The sequence below is a fragment of the Calothrix sp. NIES-3974 genome (genome assembly GCF_002368395.1).
Lineage (GTDB): Bacteria > Cyanobacteriota > Cyanobacteriia > Cyanobacteriales > Nostocaceae > NIES-3974.
The window spans coordinates 1,740,418-1,756,197 of record NZ_AP018254.1; the positions used below are offsets into that span (position 1 = coordinate 1,740,418).

Consider the following 15,780-nt stretch of genomic DNA (forward strand, 5'->3'; position numbering starts at 1 on the left):
TGTATATCTCCAGTTCCGAATATTTCATCTTTCTTCAGGCTAAATTATAGCAATCCGATTAAAATAGCGTGCCGTTGACTGATGACTGGTGAATGTTAACCGTCAACTGTCAATTGTCAACGATTAACAATCCTACATGTAAGATTTCACAACAGATTATAGGACTGCGGTATGTGATGTCGAGTATGTAAATATGTAGAAATTTAGCGAACCTGTGTTTTGATTAAGTAAATCCACCAAATACAAACCGCTACGCTATATTAGTTTCTAAGTATTTTCGTGCCTGGATAATTGCGGTGATTGACTGGGAACCCTATCTGCAATCAATTTGCCATAAATACGCTCAATGGTGGGATAGCTACACCATCATCGATGTGGTGAGTAAAAATCGCGACAAACCAGCAGCAAAAGTCCTATTGATAGAATTACAGACCTTAAAAATTCAATCCGACAGAGAACTGTTATCCACAGCAGGGGAAAAATGGGAAATATTAAACGTACTGGAAGGATTGCGGAAATATGCACCAGAACACGTTTTATTAACTTTATTAACTGGTCGTCCCGGTTCTGGAAAATCCACAGCCTTGATCCTGTTGTTGTTGTTGGAAGATTGCCAATCCTTCCTAGCCTCTAGTTCCCCTGCTCTGCGGGGGAATCCCGACCTCGAGGCTCTGCCTCCAGATTACCACGAGGCGGAGCCTCCTAATAACCCAAGTTGCGGGTTACGCGACTCCGGGTGCGAAGCACCCGGAGAGCTATGCGATCGCACGAAAAAAGACTTCGGTTACACAGTAAGTAACCGAAATAGATACTAATCATTGCAAGTGCCAAACGATACTAGCTACATAAATGCTTGTTTTACAGTAAACACAAAAATAAATGCTTGTAACTTAAGTAAAAATCCTTCGTAAGTCACAGCATGAATTGATTTTGGATACATACTAGCAATAGGGCTAAATACGGTTTCAATATAGTGATAGTGACGAATAGACAGTAATTATTTCATTTAGCATAATCCCCTCCGTTTTTGTTCCTGGAGGGGATTTTACTGATGGAAGCGATCGCGTTCTCAAGTAACCCGCAACCTGGGTTATTATCTAAGTGTATTTTACAAACTCTGTAAGATACTGGCGGCATTAATCCCGCAGTGCGTTTTCATACCCTGCTTAAAAGACAAGGGCTTTCAACCGAGCTTCTTGTAATGTGAGTTTAGATTTTGGATTCCTCTTCGGTTGATCCGCACTAGGTGGATCTGTTGATTTTGCGGAAAGTTGAGGGAAGATTTATTCTTTGGGAGTAATGTGATTGTGGATTTTGGATTTCGGATTACTCTTCGGTTGATCCGCACTACGTGGGTCTTGTGGATTTTGCGGAAAGTTGAGGGAAGATTTATTCTTCTGACAAACTTTGGCGAAAAACCGACTCCACCACATCACCTACTATAACCGGGGGAAACCAATCCAGAAAACTTTCCCAGGTGGATTTGAGATTTTGGATTTACTGCTCTCTCGCTCCCTCACCCTTCATAGTTTAGTATTGATATTGAGATCAAAAAATTCATTAAGGTTATTTTATTGCTCATGGTTTGGCCTTTTCAGTCGAAATTCCGCAAACAGATTGCTCGAATCGAAATTACGGGTGCGATCGCAAGTGCTACGCGAAAGCGGGTATTGGAAGCGCTGAAAACGGTTGAAGAGAGGAAATTCCCTGCTTTGTTGTTACGCATTGATAGTCCTGGGGGAACGGTGGGAGATTCCCAGGAAATTTATGCAGCTCTCAAGCGATTGCGGGACAAGGTGAAAATAATTGCTAGTTTTGGGAATATTTCTGCATCTGGTGGTGTCTATATTGGTATGGGTGCGCAGTATATCGTAGCCAATCCGGGAACGATTACCGGAAGCATTGGTGTGATTTTGCGCGGCAATAATTTGGAACGATTGTTAGAAAAAATCGGAGTGTCTTTCAAGGTAATTAAGTCAGGTCCCTACAAAGATATTTTGGCTTTTGACCGGGAATTGACCCCCCCAGAACAAACTATTTTGCAAGAATTAATAGATACTAGTTATCAGCAATTTGTCCAAACCGTTGCTGAAGGTCGTTCCCTTCCAGTGGAAACCGTGAAAAGTTTTGCCGATGGTCGGATTTTCACTGGACAACAGGCTTTAGAATTGGGTGTTGTCGATCGTTTGGGTACGGAAGAAGATGCACGACGCTGGGCTTGTGAATTGGTAGAATTAGACCCGGAAAAAACCAAGTGTTTTACCTTTGAAGAACCAAAATCCCTCATTAGTCGGATTTTACCGGGGAACAATACCAATAAAAATATCATAGCGAGCGGAATTGATTGGCTAGAATTTGAAGTCTCCACCAGTGGTTTACCGCTATGGCTATATCGTCCCTAGTTTTTGTATTATCCATTGGAGGCGTTGCCGAATACAAATATGAATTGAAAATTTGACGTTGTGTTGTAGGGACGTAGAATTGCTACGTCTCTACTAGGATTGGCGGAAAAAGTCTTTTACCCGGATTTCTCACAAATCCCCCCAACTTTGAGGGAATAGTCCGTGAAGGGATTAGGGAGTAGAAAGAAAATTCAGCCGTTATTTCAGGTTTACCGTTCACCTGTGAGAAATCTGGGTTTTAGTGGGAGGGAATAGTTCCAACCCAACTATTACACTTTTTTCTCCGACTCAAAAACAGTTATCCCTTAACCGTCAACAAAACCCAAGGAAAATATTAAGTAGACCTATGACTGATTTCTCCTGTATCCTTTATTCTCTAATGCGATCGCAGTTAATTATCAACAAAACCAAATACATTAAAAGCAATATCAAAACATTAAAATCAGTTGATTTTAGAGTAAAAATAGAATCAAAAGTGGTAAATAATCTATAATTAGGAGAATTTTTGTGGATGCAGAGTGGCGGATGCGGGCAATTCGTGGTGCAACGACAGTATCAGAAAATACAGTTGATGCCATGCATGAAGCAGTGATGGAATTGTTAGATGAGTTGGAAAACCGCAATCAACTAAATCCCCATGATTTCGTCAGCGTAATGTTTTCGGTGACTAACGATTTAGATGCGATTTTCCCTGCGGCGATCGCTCGCAAACGACCTTTGTGGGATTCGGTTCCCATGTTGGATGTACAACAAATGCATGTGCAAGGTAGTTTAAAACGATGTATTCGGTTTTTGATCCATGCCTATTTACCTGTGAATATGCCAATCCATCACATTTATTTACGTAATGCGGCTAACCTCCGTCCAGACTGGAGTAGACCCCAATCTTTTCCAGCACCCTCTACAAGTTTAGAATCAAGGGTTTGAAGGTTGCTTTAATCCCGTGGGTAACTGGTTGGGGACATTTTTACCTTGAATCAATACACCAAATCCACCTAAACCCATCGGATCGATGAGTTGCTGGAGATAATCCCGTCGTTGAAGCACCTCCATTGTGGGAAGATTTGTGTAGGGTAATTGGACTAGGCGATCACCTAATCCCAATGCCATTAAAAATAAGGCCTGTTGGGTAAAGCCTAATGTTTGCAATTGGTACTGTTCACCCCATTTTTCCAAGGCTGTAAAGTTGACGTGGCTGGTTATATCTTGGTATCCCACGTTAATATAGGGGTTATTGTGACGTTGGTGGCGAAAATAGCATTGTAATGTCCCCGTTGTTCGTCGTGGGTTATAGTAGCGGTGTCCAGGGTAGCCATAATCAATTGTGATCACATAACCCTGTTGTAAACATCTGCTGACGTTCCCTAACCAATCCCGTGCAGCAAGGTTAATTTCACTCCTGTATCCATCCGGAAAATTACTAATATCAAAACCAAAAGATTGTAGATAATTAACTAACTCCGGGGTGGAAGGATCATCCATCACCTCTACGAACTCAAAACCCCCCTTCACCCCAGGATTTTCTCTAACGCTGACAAAAATTTCCTGAACTTCACCAGAGGCGATCGCAAATTGATGCACCGGTAAAGCATCCACTAACTCGTTGGAAAAAATACACCCCACCAAACTATTTTCCGGTATTTCCCCTAAATCACACCAAGTCACAGACCAACCCTGCAAACGCTGTTGCTGCTCCCGTTGCAATTTGGGTGATTGTTCGATGATTGTATACTTTGTTGCTGCAAAACAGTCTTCATGTTTGGCTTGTAAATACTTCAGAATATCCAACGCCAATAAACCCTGTCCAGCTCCGATTTCCACTAGTGTAAAATTTGCAGGTCGTTGGAGAATTTCCCACATCTCCAGTAATTGATTGGCAATCATTTCCCCAAAATCTGCCCCTAAATGCACCGAAGTAAAAAAATCTCCCTCTTTCCCCAAATTTCCGGCTCGGCTTGAATAGTAACCCAATTCGGGGTGATATAGGGCCATCTCCATAAATTCCGCAAAGGTAATCCGTTGTCGAGGATTTTGTCGAATCTGCTGCTTGATTAAGTTAGCTAAAGTAAATTGGGTATCATTACTCATAAATTTTGGATTACTCTGGGTTGACTAGCATTCTTCGTCAGGAGTATACTCCGCTTTGACTCCCAGATGTGCTTTCATTGTAAATTCCTAGAATTTTATTGATAAAAGTTTCTAATTAACCTCCAAATGTGCTTTAATAAAAACTTAAGATTTTTGACAAAATGTATATTAATGGATTATTGCGCTTATTGTGGAAAGTAATAATCAAAATATAGGGCGTTAATATCGAATCCTAACGGAGTTTCGGATGAGTGTATTTACGAATTTTCTGCGCTCGTTAGTGTTGACGGTTGTTTTCTGTGCCCTAGCGCCGTTATTATTTTTTGGGCTGGTGCTGGGTGTGGCAACTTTAATCGGTTATCTACCGGGATTGGCTAACTTGAGTGGGGCGATCGCAGATGGGATTATGGCGTTTTTGACCACCTTTGGAAGTGGTACACCTATATGGGGTATAGGTATTATTTGTCTGACCTGTAGCTTTGTGGGTGTGTTGTTTGATATTTATGTTCACTATAGGTACTTAATACTGCATACCGATAGTTAATCCCCATGCAAAATCCTTCCCTACCCCCATCGATGGACATCAAGTTGTTGGTTGTCGATATAGATGGAACCATTGCTGGTCATGACAATACTGTGAGCGAAGCAGTCCAAACTGCAATCAAACAAGTTCAAGCTCAGGGAATTCAAGTTGCTGTAGCGACGGGGAGAATGTATCGTTCAGCCCTTCGTTTCCATCAACAAATTGCTTCCCAGTTACCGATTATTGCCTATCAGGGAGCGTGGATACAAGACCCAATTAGTCAGCACAGACATCGTCATTTACCTGTGGAAAGACAAATGGTTGAGGAAGTCCTGGACTATCTGGAACAACCGGATTTACTGTCTCTGTTGTCGGTGCATTTTTACATTAATGATGAACTTTACGTGCGGCAAATTACCAAAGATACAGAAATGTACGCCGAACGTTCGGGAATTAAACCCATAGCAGTTGGGGATTTGCGTCAAGTGATGGAAATCGAACCGACGAAAATTCTCGCTTTGACACCCGACCCGAAAATCACAGATTACCTCCTCAAATCATTGCGCGATCGCTATCATCCCAGTCAACTTTATTTAACCAAATCCGTTTCCACCTTTTTTGAAGCTGCTCATCCCCAGGTGAATAAGGGGGGAGCAGTACGTTATTTAGCTGAGGAAATTTTGCAACTGCGACCGGAAAATGTCATGGCTATTGGCGATAATTTTAATGATGTGGAAATGATTGCATATGCGGGTATTGGAGTGGCAATGGGGGATGCACCACCGGAAGTCCAACAAAGAGCTGATTGGGTTGCACCTAGCGTTGAAGAAGATGGAGTTGCGATCGCTATTGAAAAGTTTTTACTGTTGAACTAATTGCAGTGTATCACTAATTACTCTCATCACCAATAGGCGCACGGAGCGAAAAAACCTGCATCTGCAATTTTTAGGAGTCAATAAAAAGTAGAATTTTTGGGCTAAAATTATTCCCTGTACAGACACGACATGTCGCGTCTGTCCCTACTCCCTACTTATTTAGGTTGCTGGTAATACTTTATCGCCCATAAAACCTCTTCTGTTGATTCGCGCGATCGCCATACTGACAATTCCAATACCATAAAAATCAGAAAGAGTACCGACGACTGGCCGTGTTTCGTCTCGGTACTCTCACTGGTTCGCTCCTCACACACATCCGATAGTGTATATCCACTAATTAAATACGTCAATAGATTTAATATTTATTCACAATAAAAATACTTTCAAAGGGAGGAGTGACTCAAAACTGGGAGGTTTCCAAATCAGTTGTGAAGGGATTTTTTGTCAAGGGATTTGAGGTAGTAAATATTTCCGGTTAATGCCCCCATTATAGTCCAAAAAAGCACATTTAAACGAAAATCGAAGAGGGTGACATCAAAAGTATTAAATAGGAGGAAACCGAGAAACCCAAGGATGTAGGTAAAAATAATCATATCATCTTCCGAAAACAGATTTTTGCCTATCCGCAGAGCTTGAATACTACTAATCAAAATCCCCATGAGTAGGGTAATAAACAGTAAAGTTGCTGGAATTCCCACCTCACCAGCCAACATCAGGTATAAATTGTGGGGATGTCCCAGCCAAACACCAGTATTCTTTTCATACAATGGTGTAAAATTACGTAATCCCCACCCAGTCAACGGGCGATCGCGCATCATTCCCCAGACAAAATCCCATTGGGTTTTACGCATAGTCACCACAGGGCGATCGCGAAATTGCTGATCGTTTAATCTTGACCAAAAAAATTCCGGAACAAAGCGTCGAAAAAAATTGGCAATGGATAGGGGTGCATAGGCTGCTAATAGCATACTTGTACCAATACCAAGGGTGACGCTTACTATTATTCGCCAACCCTGGTATAGTGCATAGGCGATACAGGTGAGAATTGCAATTAGCCAAGCATTGCGGGAATTGCTGAGAATTAAAGATGCAAAATTAATCATAACTATCAGGGTGAGGAGGATAAAATTTAAATTAGGTTGGATCGAGCGACAACGGATTTTGTGATACAGTTCAATCCATAATCCCAATCCGAAAATAAATACAGTTACGGTATAACCAGCAAAAATATTTGCATAGATAAATAGAGATGACATCCGACCAGTAGGATTTCCACCAGCTATAATTGACCAGCCAAAAATTTGTTCCCAAATCGGTGGTGTTTGCAGTTGCAAAAAAAGTTGTAAAAAGCCGAGTAGACAAACTGGTAGGGATACATAAACCAGAATTTGTGCAATTCGACGTAATTGGGTTGGTGTTTGGACAATGATGCTGGTCGCTGCAAACAACCAGAAAAATGGAATCAGATTGAAAAGACCGAAAACAGCATCCTGTTTTTGCCACGCAAATATGGCACTAATAATCAGGAAAATACTGAAAACAGCAAATCCCCAATTTAAGGGACGATGGATAAGGATGGGATATTTGCGTAACCATGCTAATAGCGCAGCGAAACCCAGGATGATTGCACCAACAGTTGGATAAAAGGGGAGGATGAGAATTCCCCATTGCAGCAAATTTGCAGGTAATTGGAGGGATAGGTCTGGGTGGGAGATGGTCATAACGGGAGAATAAGGGAGATAGGATCAGGATACAGTAAATAGGGTCTGTGGATTTTTTTGGCTGAAGTTGGTTTAATCATGCGATCGTCCACTCGTAATATAGAGTGAGTAGAGAATGGGGAAGTAGTACATGTAGACCACTGAGGAGCAAGTTTGATGAATTTGCTCCACACGGAGGTAAAAATATATCCTCACAACTTCCTCACAATTGTTGTTGTATTTTGGAAGGTATAGAAAACCAATTCGAGGACAGTAAGGAGGATGTATGCAAACTCCCCTGCAAGTGACTTTTCGCAACGTGCAGTCATCAGCAACTGTTGAATCAAAAATTCGTGAATATGTGGAAAAACTCAACAAACTATACAATCGAATTACAAGTTGTCGAGTCGTCGTGGATTTACCCCACCGCAATCAAAATAAAGGCAAACTCTACCATGTTCAAATTGATTTAACAGTTCCGCAGGGTGAGCTTGTAATCAATCGGAATCCATCGCAAAACCAAAGTCATACAAATCTATATGTAGCACTCCATGATGCGTTTGATATTGCCAAACGACAATTAATCAGCCATCTGGATATGCAGAGAAAAGTGTGAATTCAGAATCAAATTTCCAGGGATTGGATTTAAGAGTGGTAAAATCGCTAGTTTTTGTTTTTGATTTCACTTGTTTGTGTTCGCAGTGGAGGATAACATTGTTGAGCGTAGATAAATATCTCCAAAAAGTAGATTGTTGGTAATTGTGACAACAAGAAAGCAACTTAATTTTTAATGGCGGAATTTCATTCAAATTGATAACTATCGTTCCTGAGTGCGGTAGTTATTTTTTTCTCCAGGAATAGCCATCTCAATGAAATTTATGACTAACTCAACTGTTGACGTAAATTCCTGATTGCTGCTCCAGTACCTTGTGCTGATGCAATTTGCAGTACATTATCAATCATTTGACGGACATCGATATTCGGAAAATAGCGACTAAAGGATTGTTCTTGATAATTATCTTCTAATAAACTATAGATGCTTAAACCGCTTTTTTTGAATAACCAAACTTCTGGAACTTTATAAGGTAAAAAATCCTCAGCAGCAGTATAGGAAGTCACATCAATTTCGATAACTAAATCGGGTGGTGGATCAATTTGCCAATTAATTCGGTCTTTCCCGACCGCAGTTTGCCAATTATCGATATAAAAACAGTAATCTGGTTCAATTCCACCTGCTTCCGGAATCTCCATTGTAATGGGGGTGAAAGCTTCATAGTTACGGGATTCGCTATCTAAAAGGGTTTCGACAATTCTTGCAAGTAAATGGGCTTCACGGCCATGTCTGGGTAAGGGACTCATCAGTAAAATTTCACCATGACGATACTTAACCCTGGGAATAGAACCATCACCACGGCTATCCCGTAGCGTACAATAATCTTGCCAGGTTCCGGGCATTCTGACTACGGTTCCGGGGGGGAGTTGAATTTGTTGACGGGAGATGACAGCGTACATAAGTTGGTAGGTGGGAAAAATTTTTGTTGTTGAGGGGTCTGTAATAATCAGGATATCTTTAATTTTTGATTTTTGCGATCGCCTATTTTGTCGCCATCCAATTTGGATCTGAAAATGGCTTGCGTAGATAGAGAATAGCCGACATCTAGTGTTTGTGTTTTTCCTATTGTCTATTCCCCGTTCCCTATTCCCTATTTTCTAACTAGCAAACATGCTCTAAAATCGAAGATTGTTTTTCAGTCAAAAATATGACCGAAGATTTAACCCAAAAATGGTTAGGTGAAATCCAAACCCTACAGGAGCAACTTGCACAGGTACAGCAAGAACGCGATCGCGCTTGGGAAAGTGCTGAAAAGTGGCGTAAACTCTATAACACGGAGTGCGAACAGCGACGCAGTGATATTCAAATGGCACAGCAAAGTATTGAGAAGCTGAAGCGTGAAGTTAAGGAGTTAAAAGGTATCCAAGATGGTTTGCTTCCCGATGCCGATACTAATTTAAGTATGAATACGGAGATAGAAAAGTTAAATTCCATTGAGGCGGTCAAGAAAAAATTACTAGCAGTGATGAAGGAATGCGATCGCTTGCAACATGCACTCAAACATGAACAAGAAAGTCACGCTCAAACTCGTCAAAGTTTAACAACGGCTTTAGGTGATGCGATTGATAGCCTAAAACGGAAAATGTAAAATAGGAGACAGAATACAGGATACGGGAGAGATGATGAGGAGGTAGAGACGCGATATATCGCGTCTCTAATTGTTACCAATATATCGCGTCTCAATTGTTACCAATTAACAACGGGAAGGTAAATTTTTCTTTAAATTGGAGAGATGAGCAACTGCATAAGTTAGAGTTTGTGTGGTTTATAAAGCTTTCGTATATGCTCCGAACACTCCTATGCGATCCATTCCTCTATATCCCAATTCCCCGTCCCCATCTCCTGCACAAATCCGCACGGAAATAGGTATATCTAACTATCCTGTAGGTGCAAACTGGTTTTTGACTTTACCATTTTTGATTACAGGTTTACCTCTAGCTGTCACCTTAACAATTGCGATCGCATCGAAACTGCATCACCATATTCACACAACTGCGATCGCTCGTCAACGTGCCTATTTAGAACGAATTTGGCAAATCAATTCCCATCGACTATAACTTTACTCTAGACCCTGTTTTTTAGTAATTTCACGAAAATTCAAATCGGATTCTCTTCCCCTGCTCCTCTAGAAAAGGAATACAATGGAGAAGATGTTTCCTGGGAGTTTACCGCGTGGGCTTATTTGACGATTTTAGTCGGTTTTTAGAAAACCGCTTAGAGGAATTTCTGCGTAATAACCCGCATCTCGAATTAGAAGCGATTCTCGAACAGTTACGTCAACAAGAAGAAGACACCCTCAAACTGATTGCCGAACTCAAATTACAGGAAAAACGCTGTCAAGATGATGTACTTGCTACCGCTCAAGAAATCCAAAAATGGCATGTACGGGTCGAAAAAGCTCAAGCATCGGGAAGACAGGATTTAGCCAATGCTGCTCAAGAACGGGAAGCATCTCTCCTACGTCAAGGTAATCAACAATGGGGACAGATGCAAGGTGTCAAGGAACGGATTGTCAAAGCTCAAGAATTGTTACAAAAAATTCAAGTGCGTCGTCAAGAAGTTCAAGCTAAAGCCGCAGAAGCACAACGTACACGCGCTCAAACCCAACAGAAACAACAACGAATTGAAAGTCAAGGTTGGTGGAGTCCCACCACCAGCTTTAATAGTGGTGTTGATGAGTTAGAAGAACAGTTTCGACGCTTGGAAACTGATGATGAGTTGGAACAATTAAAACGCAAAATGGGTAAATAGTGTAATTCGTAATTTGTAATACTCGCTATGCAAGAAGCAAGCTACGTAATAGCCTGCGGCAACGCTTCGCGTACGTAATAGTTAGGTAGGAAACAGCTAGGTATGTAACTTGAGCCTTGGGTGGGTAATCCAAAATCTAAAATCCAAAATCTAAAATGGTATTAAGTCCTCACAAACAAGCGTAATTAGGGCTTGCTGAAAAATAGTAAAGACGCGATATATCGCGTCTCGATATATCACAAGAATTTAGAGGGGATTTTAGTCGCAAAAAGTGCTTTTCAATCAAATAGGTGTATGGAACTCAAAAACCTTGCATTTGTAATTTTTTAGAGCCAAGCAAAAGTGGAATTTTGACTTTAAAACTATTCCCTGTACAGACACAACATGTCGCGTCTCTCTTTTTCTGCAGACCCTAATTAGGACTGGACAAAACCCTGAATAATCGCGTTGGCGAACTCAGAACACTTCAATGGGGGGACTGGTGGTTCCATAAGACGGGCTAAATCGTAGGTAACTTGACCTTTAGCGATCGCACTAGCTAAACCTTGTTTAATCAAGTCAGCCGCTTCTTGCCAACCGAGGTACTCTAACATCATCACACCAGAGAGGATGACCGAACCGGGGTTAACCTTGTCCAAACCAGCATGTTTCGGAGCAGTGCCGTGGGTAGCTTCAAAAATTGCACAGCGATCGCCAATGTTTGCACCTGGTCCCATACCCAAACCACCGACAATTGCCGCAGCTGCATCCGATAAATAATCCCCATTCAAATTCATGGTGGCCAAAATGGAATATTCATCGGGACGGGTTTGAATTTGTTGGAAAATACTATCGGCAATCCGGTCATTGACCATGATTTTATTTTGCCATTGACCATCCCCGTGGCTTGTCCAAATTGTTTGTAAAACGGTTTCCACTTCTTGGACAATTTGCTGTTGTTTTTCGGGGGTAAGGTTATCAAAACCCGGATCAATCATCCGCGCATTTTCCAAAGCAGTTAAATCGGGATTTTTTTCCTTGTTAGCTAAAATCCAGGATTCCCGCTCCGTCACACACTCATTGCGGAACTCCGTCGTCGCCAATTCGTAACCCCAGTCCCGAAAAGCCCCTTCGGTGTACTTCATGATATTACCTTTATGCACCAAAGTGACCATTTGCTTGGCTTTAGGTAAAGTTAAAGCATGTTTAATTGCCCGTCGTACCAAGCGTTGCGAACCAGTTTTACTAATGGGTTTAATGCCGATTCCCGCATCTCGGGGAATTTGTTTTTTACCATGTTCTGGAGTCGCGGGAATTAATTCCTCATTCAGCAACTTAATTAAGCGATCGCCCACCTCACTACCCTGTTTCCACTCAATCCCCAAATAAATATCTTCCGTATTTTCCCGATAGACGATCACATCCAGTTTTTCCGGTGATTTATGGGGAGAAGGAGTGCCAGCATAATAACGACAGGGACGCACACAGGCGTATAAATCAAAAATTTGTCGTAAAGCCACATTCAAAGAACGAATTCCCCCTCCCACGGGAGTCGTCAGGGGACCTTTGATGGCCACACCATACTCTTCAATTGCCGTCAAGGTATCCTGGGGCAAATACTGGTAGGTTCCATACAACTCGCAAGCCTCATCCCCAGCATAAACCTTAAACCAGTGAATTTGTCGTTTACCTGGGTAGGCAGTTGCCACCGCTGCATCTAACACCTTTTGTGTTGCTGGCCAAATATCTATACCTGTACCATCTCCGCGAATAAAGGGGATAATGGGGTTATCGGGAACTACAGGCTCACCATTTTCAAAGGTGATTTTTGCACCCGTCGTCGGGGGAGTAATTTTTTCGTACATTAACTATGCTCCTAATATTTTCGCTGCAACACAAAATTTTCCCAAATCGTTGGCACGTGGGAGCTAAGAAATTGTATCTCAATCATCTTGGTAATAATCACTGTGAGATTGGGCTATGTAGCTATTAACGCAAGTCTTCCCGTCAGGGTATAGCTAACCACTCGCAGTAGAGTTTGAGATTGATTTTGCCCAAGTGAAACTTGCCAAATTCCCATTTGACACAGCCATGAAGCGCAGAGATATCGCCCAGTGGCAGCAAACGTATGGTTTAAGATACTTTTTACAGCCTGAAAGCATTATATAGGAATCTGGATGCAGAGGGAATAGTGGTTTGTCAACTCAATTCGGACGGGGGAAAGCAAACAGGGGATGCGGTGTCAGAAAATGTATCAACATTTTTGTGAAATGGTGTCAGACCAATAGACGCAGACGGGAAAATGGGTAATTTTCGATTCGGGTTTTGATATCAATGGCTTGTATGGGTTAATCTAAAATGTGAAACAGAAAAATCCGACTTAAATTCCCTTTAAATTAACTTAGTTAGTGAATCCACATTGATCATCATGACAGACCCTATGACATTATCAGGCAATGCAAATGAACTCGATGCTGTTCGCGTCCAGCTAATCGATGGGTCTGAACGAGTCCAACAACAGCTACTACCGCAAATTACTGGCTTAGGTGAGGCTGGGGATGATATTTTCATGGAATTTCTCTTAAAGCGCAGTGGCAATCCACCGAAGTGGATTGATGGTAAAGTGTACCAAATTCTCCGCACTGCCAATTCTGAACGGGTCAAGGCTTTTTTACAAACCCATTTTCCCCAGGGTGTGGTGCCGTTGTTGAGTGAGGTGGGGATTGATTACCAACCTTTACAGGAATTATTGGTCAATCAGGATTTTGAAGCTGCCGATCGCTTGACGATGCAGAAAATGTGTGAGTTGGCAGGTGAAGCGGCTATACAACGGAAATGGTTGTATTTTACAGAGGTGGATAGTTTTCCTGTAACCGATTTACAAACTATCAATAATTTGTGGGTAGTGTATTCCGAGGGCAAATTTGGATTTTCGGTACAACGGGAATTATGGTTGGGTTTGGGTAAGAACTGGGATAATCTGTGGGCGAAGATCGGCTGGAAAAACGGCAATAATTGGACGCGTTATCCCAATGGGTTTACTTGGGATTTAACTGCACCCAAGGGTCATTTGCCTTTGTCGAATCAATTGCGAGGTGTGCGGGTAATTGCAGCCTTGTTTGCCCATCCTGCGTGGGATAAATAACCATCTTCCATGTAGGCGATCGCACTATTGCTGATATTATGGTAATGGGGTATGGTGGTCCAATCCGCGACAAAATTTCCCATTTCCCTAGCTGGTATGATTCAACCTTTTGCTGTTTTAACTTTTGCGGAATTAAGCAAAGATGTTTTTTACCGCATTTCGCCTATGATGGGTGAGTATATTTGCCTGTAATCAAAAGGAATAACTTCAGATGGTGACGACTGGGATAAATCCCTATCTGGATGGTAATTTTGCCCCTGTACAGGAGGAAGTTACCACAGAGATTCAGTCAATAATCGGTGAATTACCCCCCGATTTATCGGGTATGTTTGTTCGTAATGGTCCGAATCCCCAGTTTCCCCCCATCGGTGCATACCACTGGTTTGATGGAGATGGAATGTTACATGGTGTGCGTATCCAAGGTGGTCAAGCTAGTTATCGCAACCGCTATATCCGTACCCAAGGATTTGAAATAGAACGTAAGGAGGGGAAAGCTATTTGGTCTGGGTTACTAGAACCTCCCCAAATTAATAATCCCTATGGTCCCTACAAAAATGTTGCCAATACGGCTTTAGTATGGCACGCTGGTCAATTATTGGCTTTGTGGGAGGGTGGTGTACCCCACGCGATTCAAGTTCCGGAATTGGATACCATCGGTGAATACACTTACAATCAGCAGTTAAAATCTGCATTTACAGCCCATCCCAAGGTTGATCCTGTGACTGGGGAAATGATGTTTTTTGGTTATTCTTTTTCCCCACCCTATTTGCAATCAAGTGTGGTTTCATCTCAAGGTCAAATTCAACGCACTATCCCGATTGATTTACCGATGGGGGTGATGATGCATGATTTTGCCATCACTGCCAATTATACAATTTTTCTGGATTTACCCTTGACCTTCAGTATGGAAAGAATACAACGGGGTGAACCGATGATGATGTTTGAAGCGGATAAACCGAGTCGATTCGGGATTATGCCTCGACACGGGGATAATCGCAGCATTCGTTGGTTTGAAGCTCCATCCTGTTATATTTTCCATACCCTCAATGCCTACGAACAGGGTGATGAGGTGATTTTGATTGCTTGTCGGATGAGTTCCACCAGCGTCCTCGGTGAAAGTTCTGACCCCCAAGGGGATATCCCCCGTTTACACCGTTGGCGTTTTCATCTACCTAGTGGTACAACCCAGGAAGAACCATTGGATGACCATGTTTCCGAATTTCCCCGGATTAATGAAAACTGGTTAGGACGACCAAATCGTTATGGTTATACTAGCAAGATGGCAGGCGATCGCCTTCCCTTATTTACTGGTATTATTAAACATGATTTGCAGCAAAATCGTCAGTATATCCATGAGTTTGGTTCCGGACGGTTTGGTGGTGAGGCTGTGTTTGCTCCCCGTCCCGGTGCAACCCAGGAGGATGAAGGATGGTTAATTACTTTTGTTTACGATTCCCATCAAGATTGTTCGGAATTATTGGTGGTTAATGCTCAAGATATGACTGGTGAACCTGTTGCCAGGGTTATTCTACCTCAACGGGTTCCCTACGGTTTTCATGGTATTTGGCTGGAAGAATGATTTGATTTTAGATTTTGGATTACTCTTCGAGAAACCGCACTACGTGCGTCTGTGGATTTTGGATTTTCTTCATGTGTATATACAGCCTTGTCTGACACGAGGGAATAATTTAATTTTGGATTTTG

At 42.0% G+C, this 15,780-nt stretch carries 16 protein-coding genes and 1 pseudogene; 12 read left to right on the plus strand and 5 right to left on the minus strand.

The features are described from left to right. The first annotated feature begins 296 nt into the window (after positions 1 to 296). Entirely contained in the window at positions 297 to 815 is a 519-nt protein-coding gene (locus CDC37_RS06775; protein WP_197707048.1) for a hypothetical protein, read from the plus strand. A gap of 26 nt (positions 816 to 841) precedes the next feature. Here the strand turns inward: CDC37_RS06775 and CDC37_RS25730 are convergent. After that, positions 842 to 976: pseudogene (locus CDC37_RS25730) on the minus strand (IS982 family transposase); the annotation flags it as partial. A gap of 604 nt (positions 977 to 1,580) precedes the next feature. On the opposite strand from CDC37_RS25730, the gene sppA reads away from it, so the two are divergent. Both sppA and aroH read left to right on the plus strand, forming a co-directional pair. Continuing rightward, positions 1,581 to 2,402, plus strand: a complete 822-nt coding sequence (gene sppA, locus CDC37_RS06780; protein ID WP_096621073.1) for a signal peptide peptidase SppA — start codon at positions 1,581 to 1,583, stop codon at positions 2,400 to 2,402. Positions 2,403 to 2,927: 525 nt separating this feature from the next. Further along, positions 2,928 to 3,329: a chorismate mutase gene (gene aroH / locus CDC37_RS06785; RefSeq protein ID WP_096625978.1), complete on the plus strand. Its 402-nt coding sequence runs from the start codon at positions 2,928 to 2,930 to the stop codon at positions 3,327 to 3,329. Here the strand turns inward: aroH and CDC37_RS06790 are convergent. After that, complete coding sequence (locus CDC37_RS06790) at positions 3,318 to 4,490, minus strand: class I SAM-dependent methyltransferase (protein ID WP_096621074.1); 1,173 nt, start codon at positions 4,488 to 4,490, stop codon at positions 3,318 to 3,320. The two genes, aroH and CDC37_RS06790, sit on opposite strands and share 12 nt — an antisense overlap. Positions 4,491 to 4,737: 247 nt before the next feature. On the opposite strand from CDC37_RS06790, the gene CDC37_RS06795 reads away from it, so the two are divergent. Then, positions 4,738 to 5,034, plus strand: a complete 297-nt coding sequence (locus CDC37_RS06795; RefSeq protein ID WP_096621075.1) for a hypothetical protein — start codon at positions 4,738 to 4,740, stop codon at positions 5,032 to 5,034. Positions 5,035 to 5,039: 5 nt separating this feature from the next. Continuing rightward, on the plus strand, positions 5,040 to 5,888 hold the full coding sequence (locus tag CDC37_RS06800) for a Cof-type HAD-IIB family hydrolase (protein WP_096621076.1): 849 nt from the start codon (positions 5,040 to 5,042) through the stop codon (positions 5,886 to 5,888). Positions 5,889 to 6,310: 422 nt separating this feature from the next. Here CDC37_RS06800 and CDC37_RS06805 read toward each other — a convergent pair whose 3' ends face one another. Beyond that, positions 6,311 to 7,609, minus strand: coding sequence for an O-antigen ligase family protein (locus tag CDC37_RS06805; RefSeq protein WP_096621077.1), 1,299 nt, complete (start codon positions 7,607 to 7,609; stop codon positions 6,311 to 6,313). A gap of 265 nt (positions 7,610 to 7,874) precedes the next feature. Here CDC37_RS06805 and CDC37_RS06810 point away from each other — a divergent pair, with 265 nt between their 5' ends. Beyond that, positions 7,875 to 8,204 (plus strand): HPF/RaiA family ribosome-associated protein, encoded by a 330-nt coding sequence (locus CDC37_RS06810; protein ID WP_096621078.1) that lies wholly within the window; start codon positions 7,875 to 7,877, stop codon positions 8,202 to 8,204. A 266-nt stretch (positions 8,205 to 8,470) separates the two neighbouring features. On the opposite strand, the gene CDC37_RS06815 is transcribed toward CDC37_RS06810, so the two are convergent. Next, positions 8,471 to 9,100, minus strand: a complete 630-nt coding sequence (locus CDC37_RS06815) for a Uma2 family endonuclease (RefSeq protein ID WP_096621079.1) — start codon at positions 9,098 to 9,100, stop codon at positions 8,471 to 8,473. A 248-nt stretch (positions 9,101 to 9,348) separates the two neighbouring features. On the opposite strand from CDC37_RS06815, the gene CDC37_RS06820 reads away from it, so the two are divergent. From CDC37_RS06820 to CDC37_RS06830, 3 genes are all read left to right on the plus strand, one after another. Continuing rightward, entirely contained in the window at positions 9,349 to 9,789 is a 441-nt protein-coding gene (locus tag CDC37_RS06820; RefSeq protein WP_096621080.1) for a hypothetical protein, read from the plus strand. A 211-nt stretch (positions 9,790 to 10,000) separates the two neighbouring features. Continuing rightward, a complete protein-coding gene (locus CDC37_RS06825) occupies positions 10,001 to 10,258 on the plus strand; it encodes a hypothetical protein (protein ID WP_096621081.1) in 258 nt (85 codons plus the stop codon). A gap of 115 nt (positions 10,259 to 10,373) precedes the next feature. Next, positions 10,374 to 10,952, plus strand: coding sequence for a TIGR04376 family protein (locus tag CDC37_RS06830; protein ID WP_096621082.1), 579 nt, complete (start codon positions 10,374 to 10,376; stop codon positions 10,950 to 10,952). Between the two features lie 416 nt (positions 10,953 to 11,368). Here the strand turns inward: CDC37_RS06830 and CDC37_RS06835 are convergent, their stop codons facing one another. Next, on the minus strand, positions 11,369 to 12,796 hold the full coding sequence (locus CDC37_RS06835) for an NADP-dependent isocitrate dehydrogenase (protein WP_096621083.1): 1,428 nt from the start codon (positions 12,794 to 12,796) through the stop codon (positions 11,369 to 11,371). 563 nt (positions 12,797 to 13,359) lie between these two features. Between CDC37_RS06835 and CDC37_RS06840 the strand changes: the two genes are divergently transcribed. From CDC37_RS06840 to CDC37_RS06845, 3 genes are read left to right on the plus strand one after another with little or no spacing between them, the layout of a single operon-like run. Further along, the gene (locus tag CDC37_RS06840) at positions 13,360 to 14,076 is read left to right on the plus strand and encodes a GUN4 domain-containing protein (protein WP_096621084.1); all 717 of its coding nucleotides are present in this window, start codon (positions 13,360 to 13,362) and stop codon (positions 14,074 to 14,076) included. Between the two features lie 51 nt (positions 14,077 to 14,127). Continuing rightward, positions 14,128 to 14,268, plus strand: coding sequence for a hypothetical protein (locus CDC37_RS24060; protein WP_157780670.1), 141 nt, complete (start codon positions 14,128 to 14,130; stop codon positions 14,266 to 14,268). 19 nt (positions 14,269 to 14,287) lie between these two features. Further along, the gene (locus tag CDC37_RS06845; protein ID WP_096621085.1) at positions 14,288 to 15,655 is read left to right on the plus strand and encodes a carotenoid oxygenase family protein; all 1,368 of its coding nucleotides are present in this window, start codon (positions 14,288 to 14,290) and stop codon (positions 15,653 to 15,655) included. Positions 15,656 to 15,780: the final 125 nt, after the last annotated feature.

Excerpts from the sequence above, each read along its gene's own strand:
- CDC37_RS06820 (WP_096621080.1), top strand. The coding sequence starts at position 9,349 with ATGACCGAAGATTTAACCCAAAAATGGTTAGGTGAAATCCAAACCCTA.
- CDC37_RS06800 (WP_096621076.1), top strand. The coding sequence starts at position 5,040 with ATGCAAAATCCTTCCCTACCCCCATCGATGGACATCAAGTTGTTGGTT.
- CDC37_RS06810 (WP_096621078.1), top strand. The coding sequence starts at position 7,875 with ATGCAAACTCCCCTGCAAGTGACTTTTCGCAACGTGCAGTCATCAGCA.
- CDC37_RS06790 (WP_096621074.1), bottom strand. The coding sequence starts at position 4,490 with ATGAGTAATGATACCCAATTTACTTTAGCTAACTTAATCAAGCAGCAG.
- CDC37_RS06835 (WP_096621083.1), bottom strand. The coding sequence starts at position 12,796 with ATGTACGAAAAAATTACTCCCCCGACGACGGGTGCAAAAATCACCTTT.
- CDC37_RS06840 (WP_096621084.1), top strand. The coding sequence starts at position 13,360 with ATGACAGACCCTATGACATTATCAGGCAATGCAAATGAACTCGATGCT.
- aroH (WP_096625978.1), top strand. The coding sequence starts at position 2,928 with ATGCGGGCAATTCGTGGTGCAACGACAGTATCAGAAAATACAGTTGAT.
- CDC37_RS06795 (WP_096621075.1), top strand. The coding sequence starts at position 4,738 with ATGAGTGTATTTACGAATTTTCTGCGCTCGTTAGTGTTGACGGTTGTT.
- CDC37_RS06845 (WP_096621085.1), top strand. The coding sequence starts at position 14,288 with ATGGTGACGACTGGGATAAATCCCTATCTGGATGGTAATTTTGCCCCT.
- CDC37_RS06805 (WP_096621077.1), bottom strand. The coding sequence starts at position 7,609 with ATGACCATCTCCCACCCAGACCTATCCCTCCAATTACCTGCAAATTTG.
- CDC37_RS24060 (WP_157780670.1), top strand. The coding sequence starts at position 14,128 with ATGGTGGTCCAATCCGCGACAAAATTTCCCATTTCCCTAGCTGGTATG.
- sppA (WP_096621073.1), top strand. The coding sequence starts at position 1,581 with ATGGTTTGGCCTTTTCAGTCGAAATTCCGCAAACAGATTGCTCGAATC.
- CDC37_RS06815 (WP_096621079.1), bottom strand. The coding sequence starts at position 9,100 with ATGTACGCTGTCATCTCCCGTCAACAAATTCAACTCCCCCCCGGAACC.
- CDC37_RS06825 (WP_096621081.1), top strand. The coding sequence starts at position 10,001 with ATGCGATCCATTCCTCTATATCCCAATTCCCCGTCCCCATCTCCTGCA.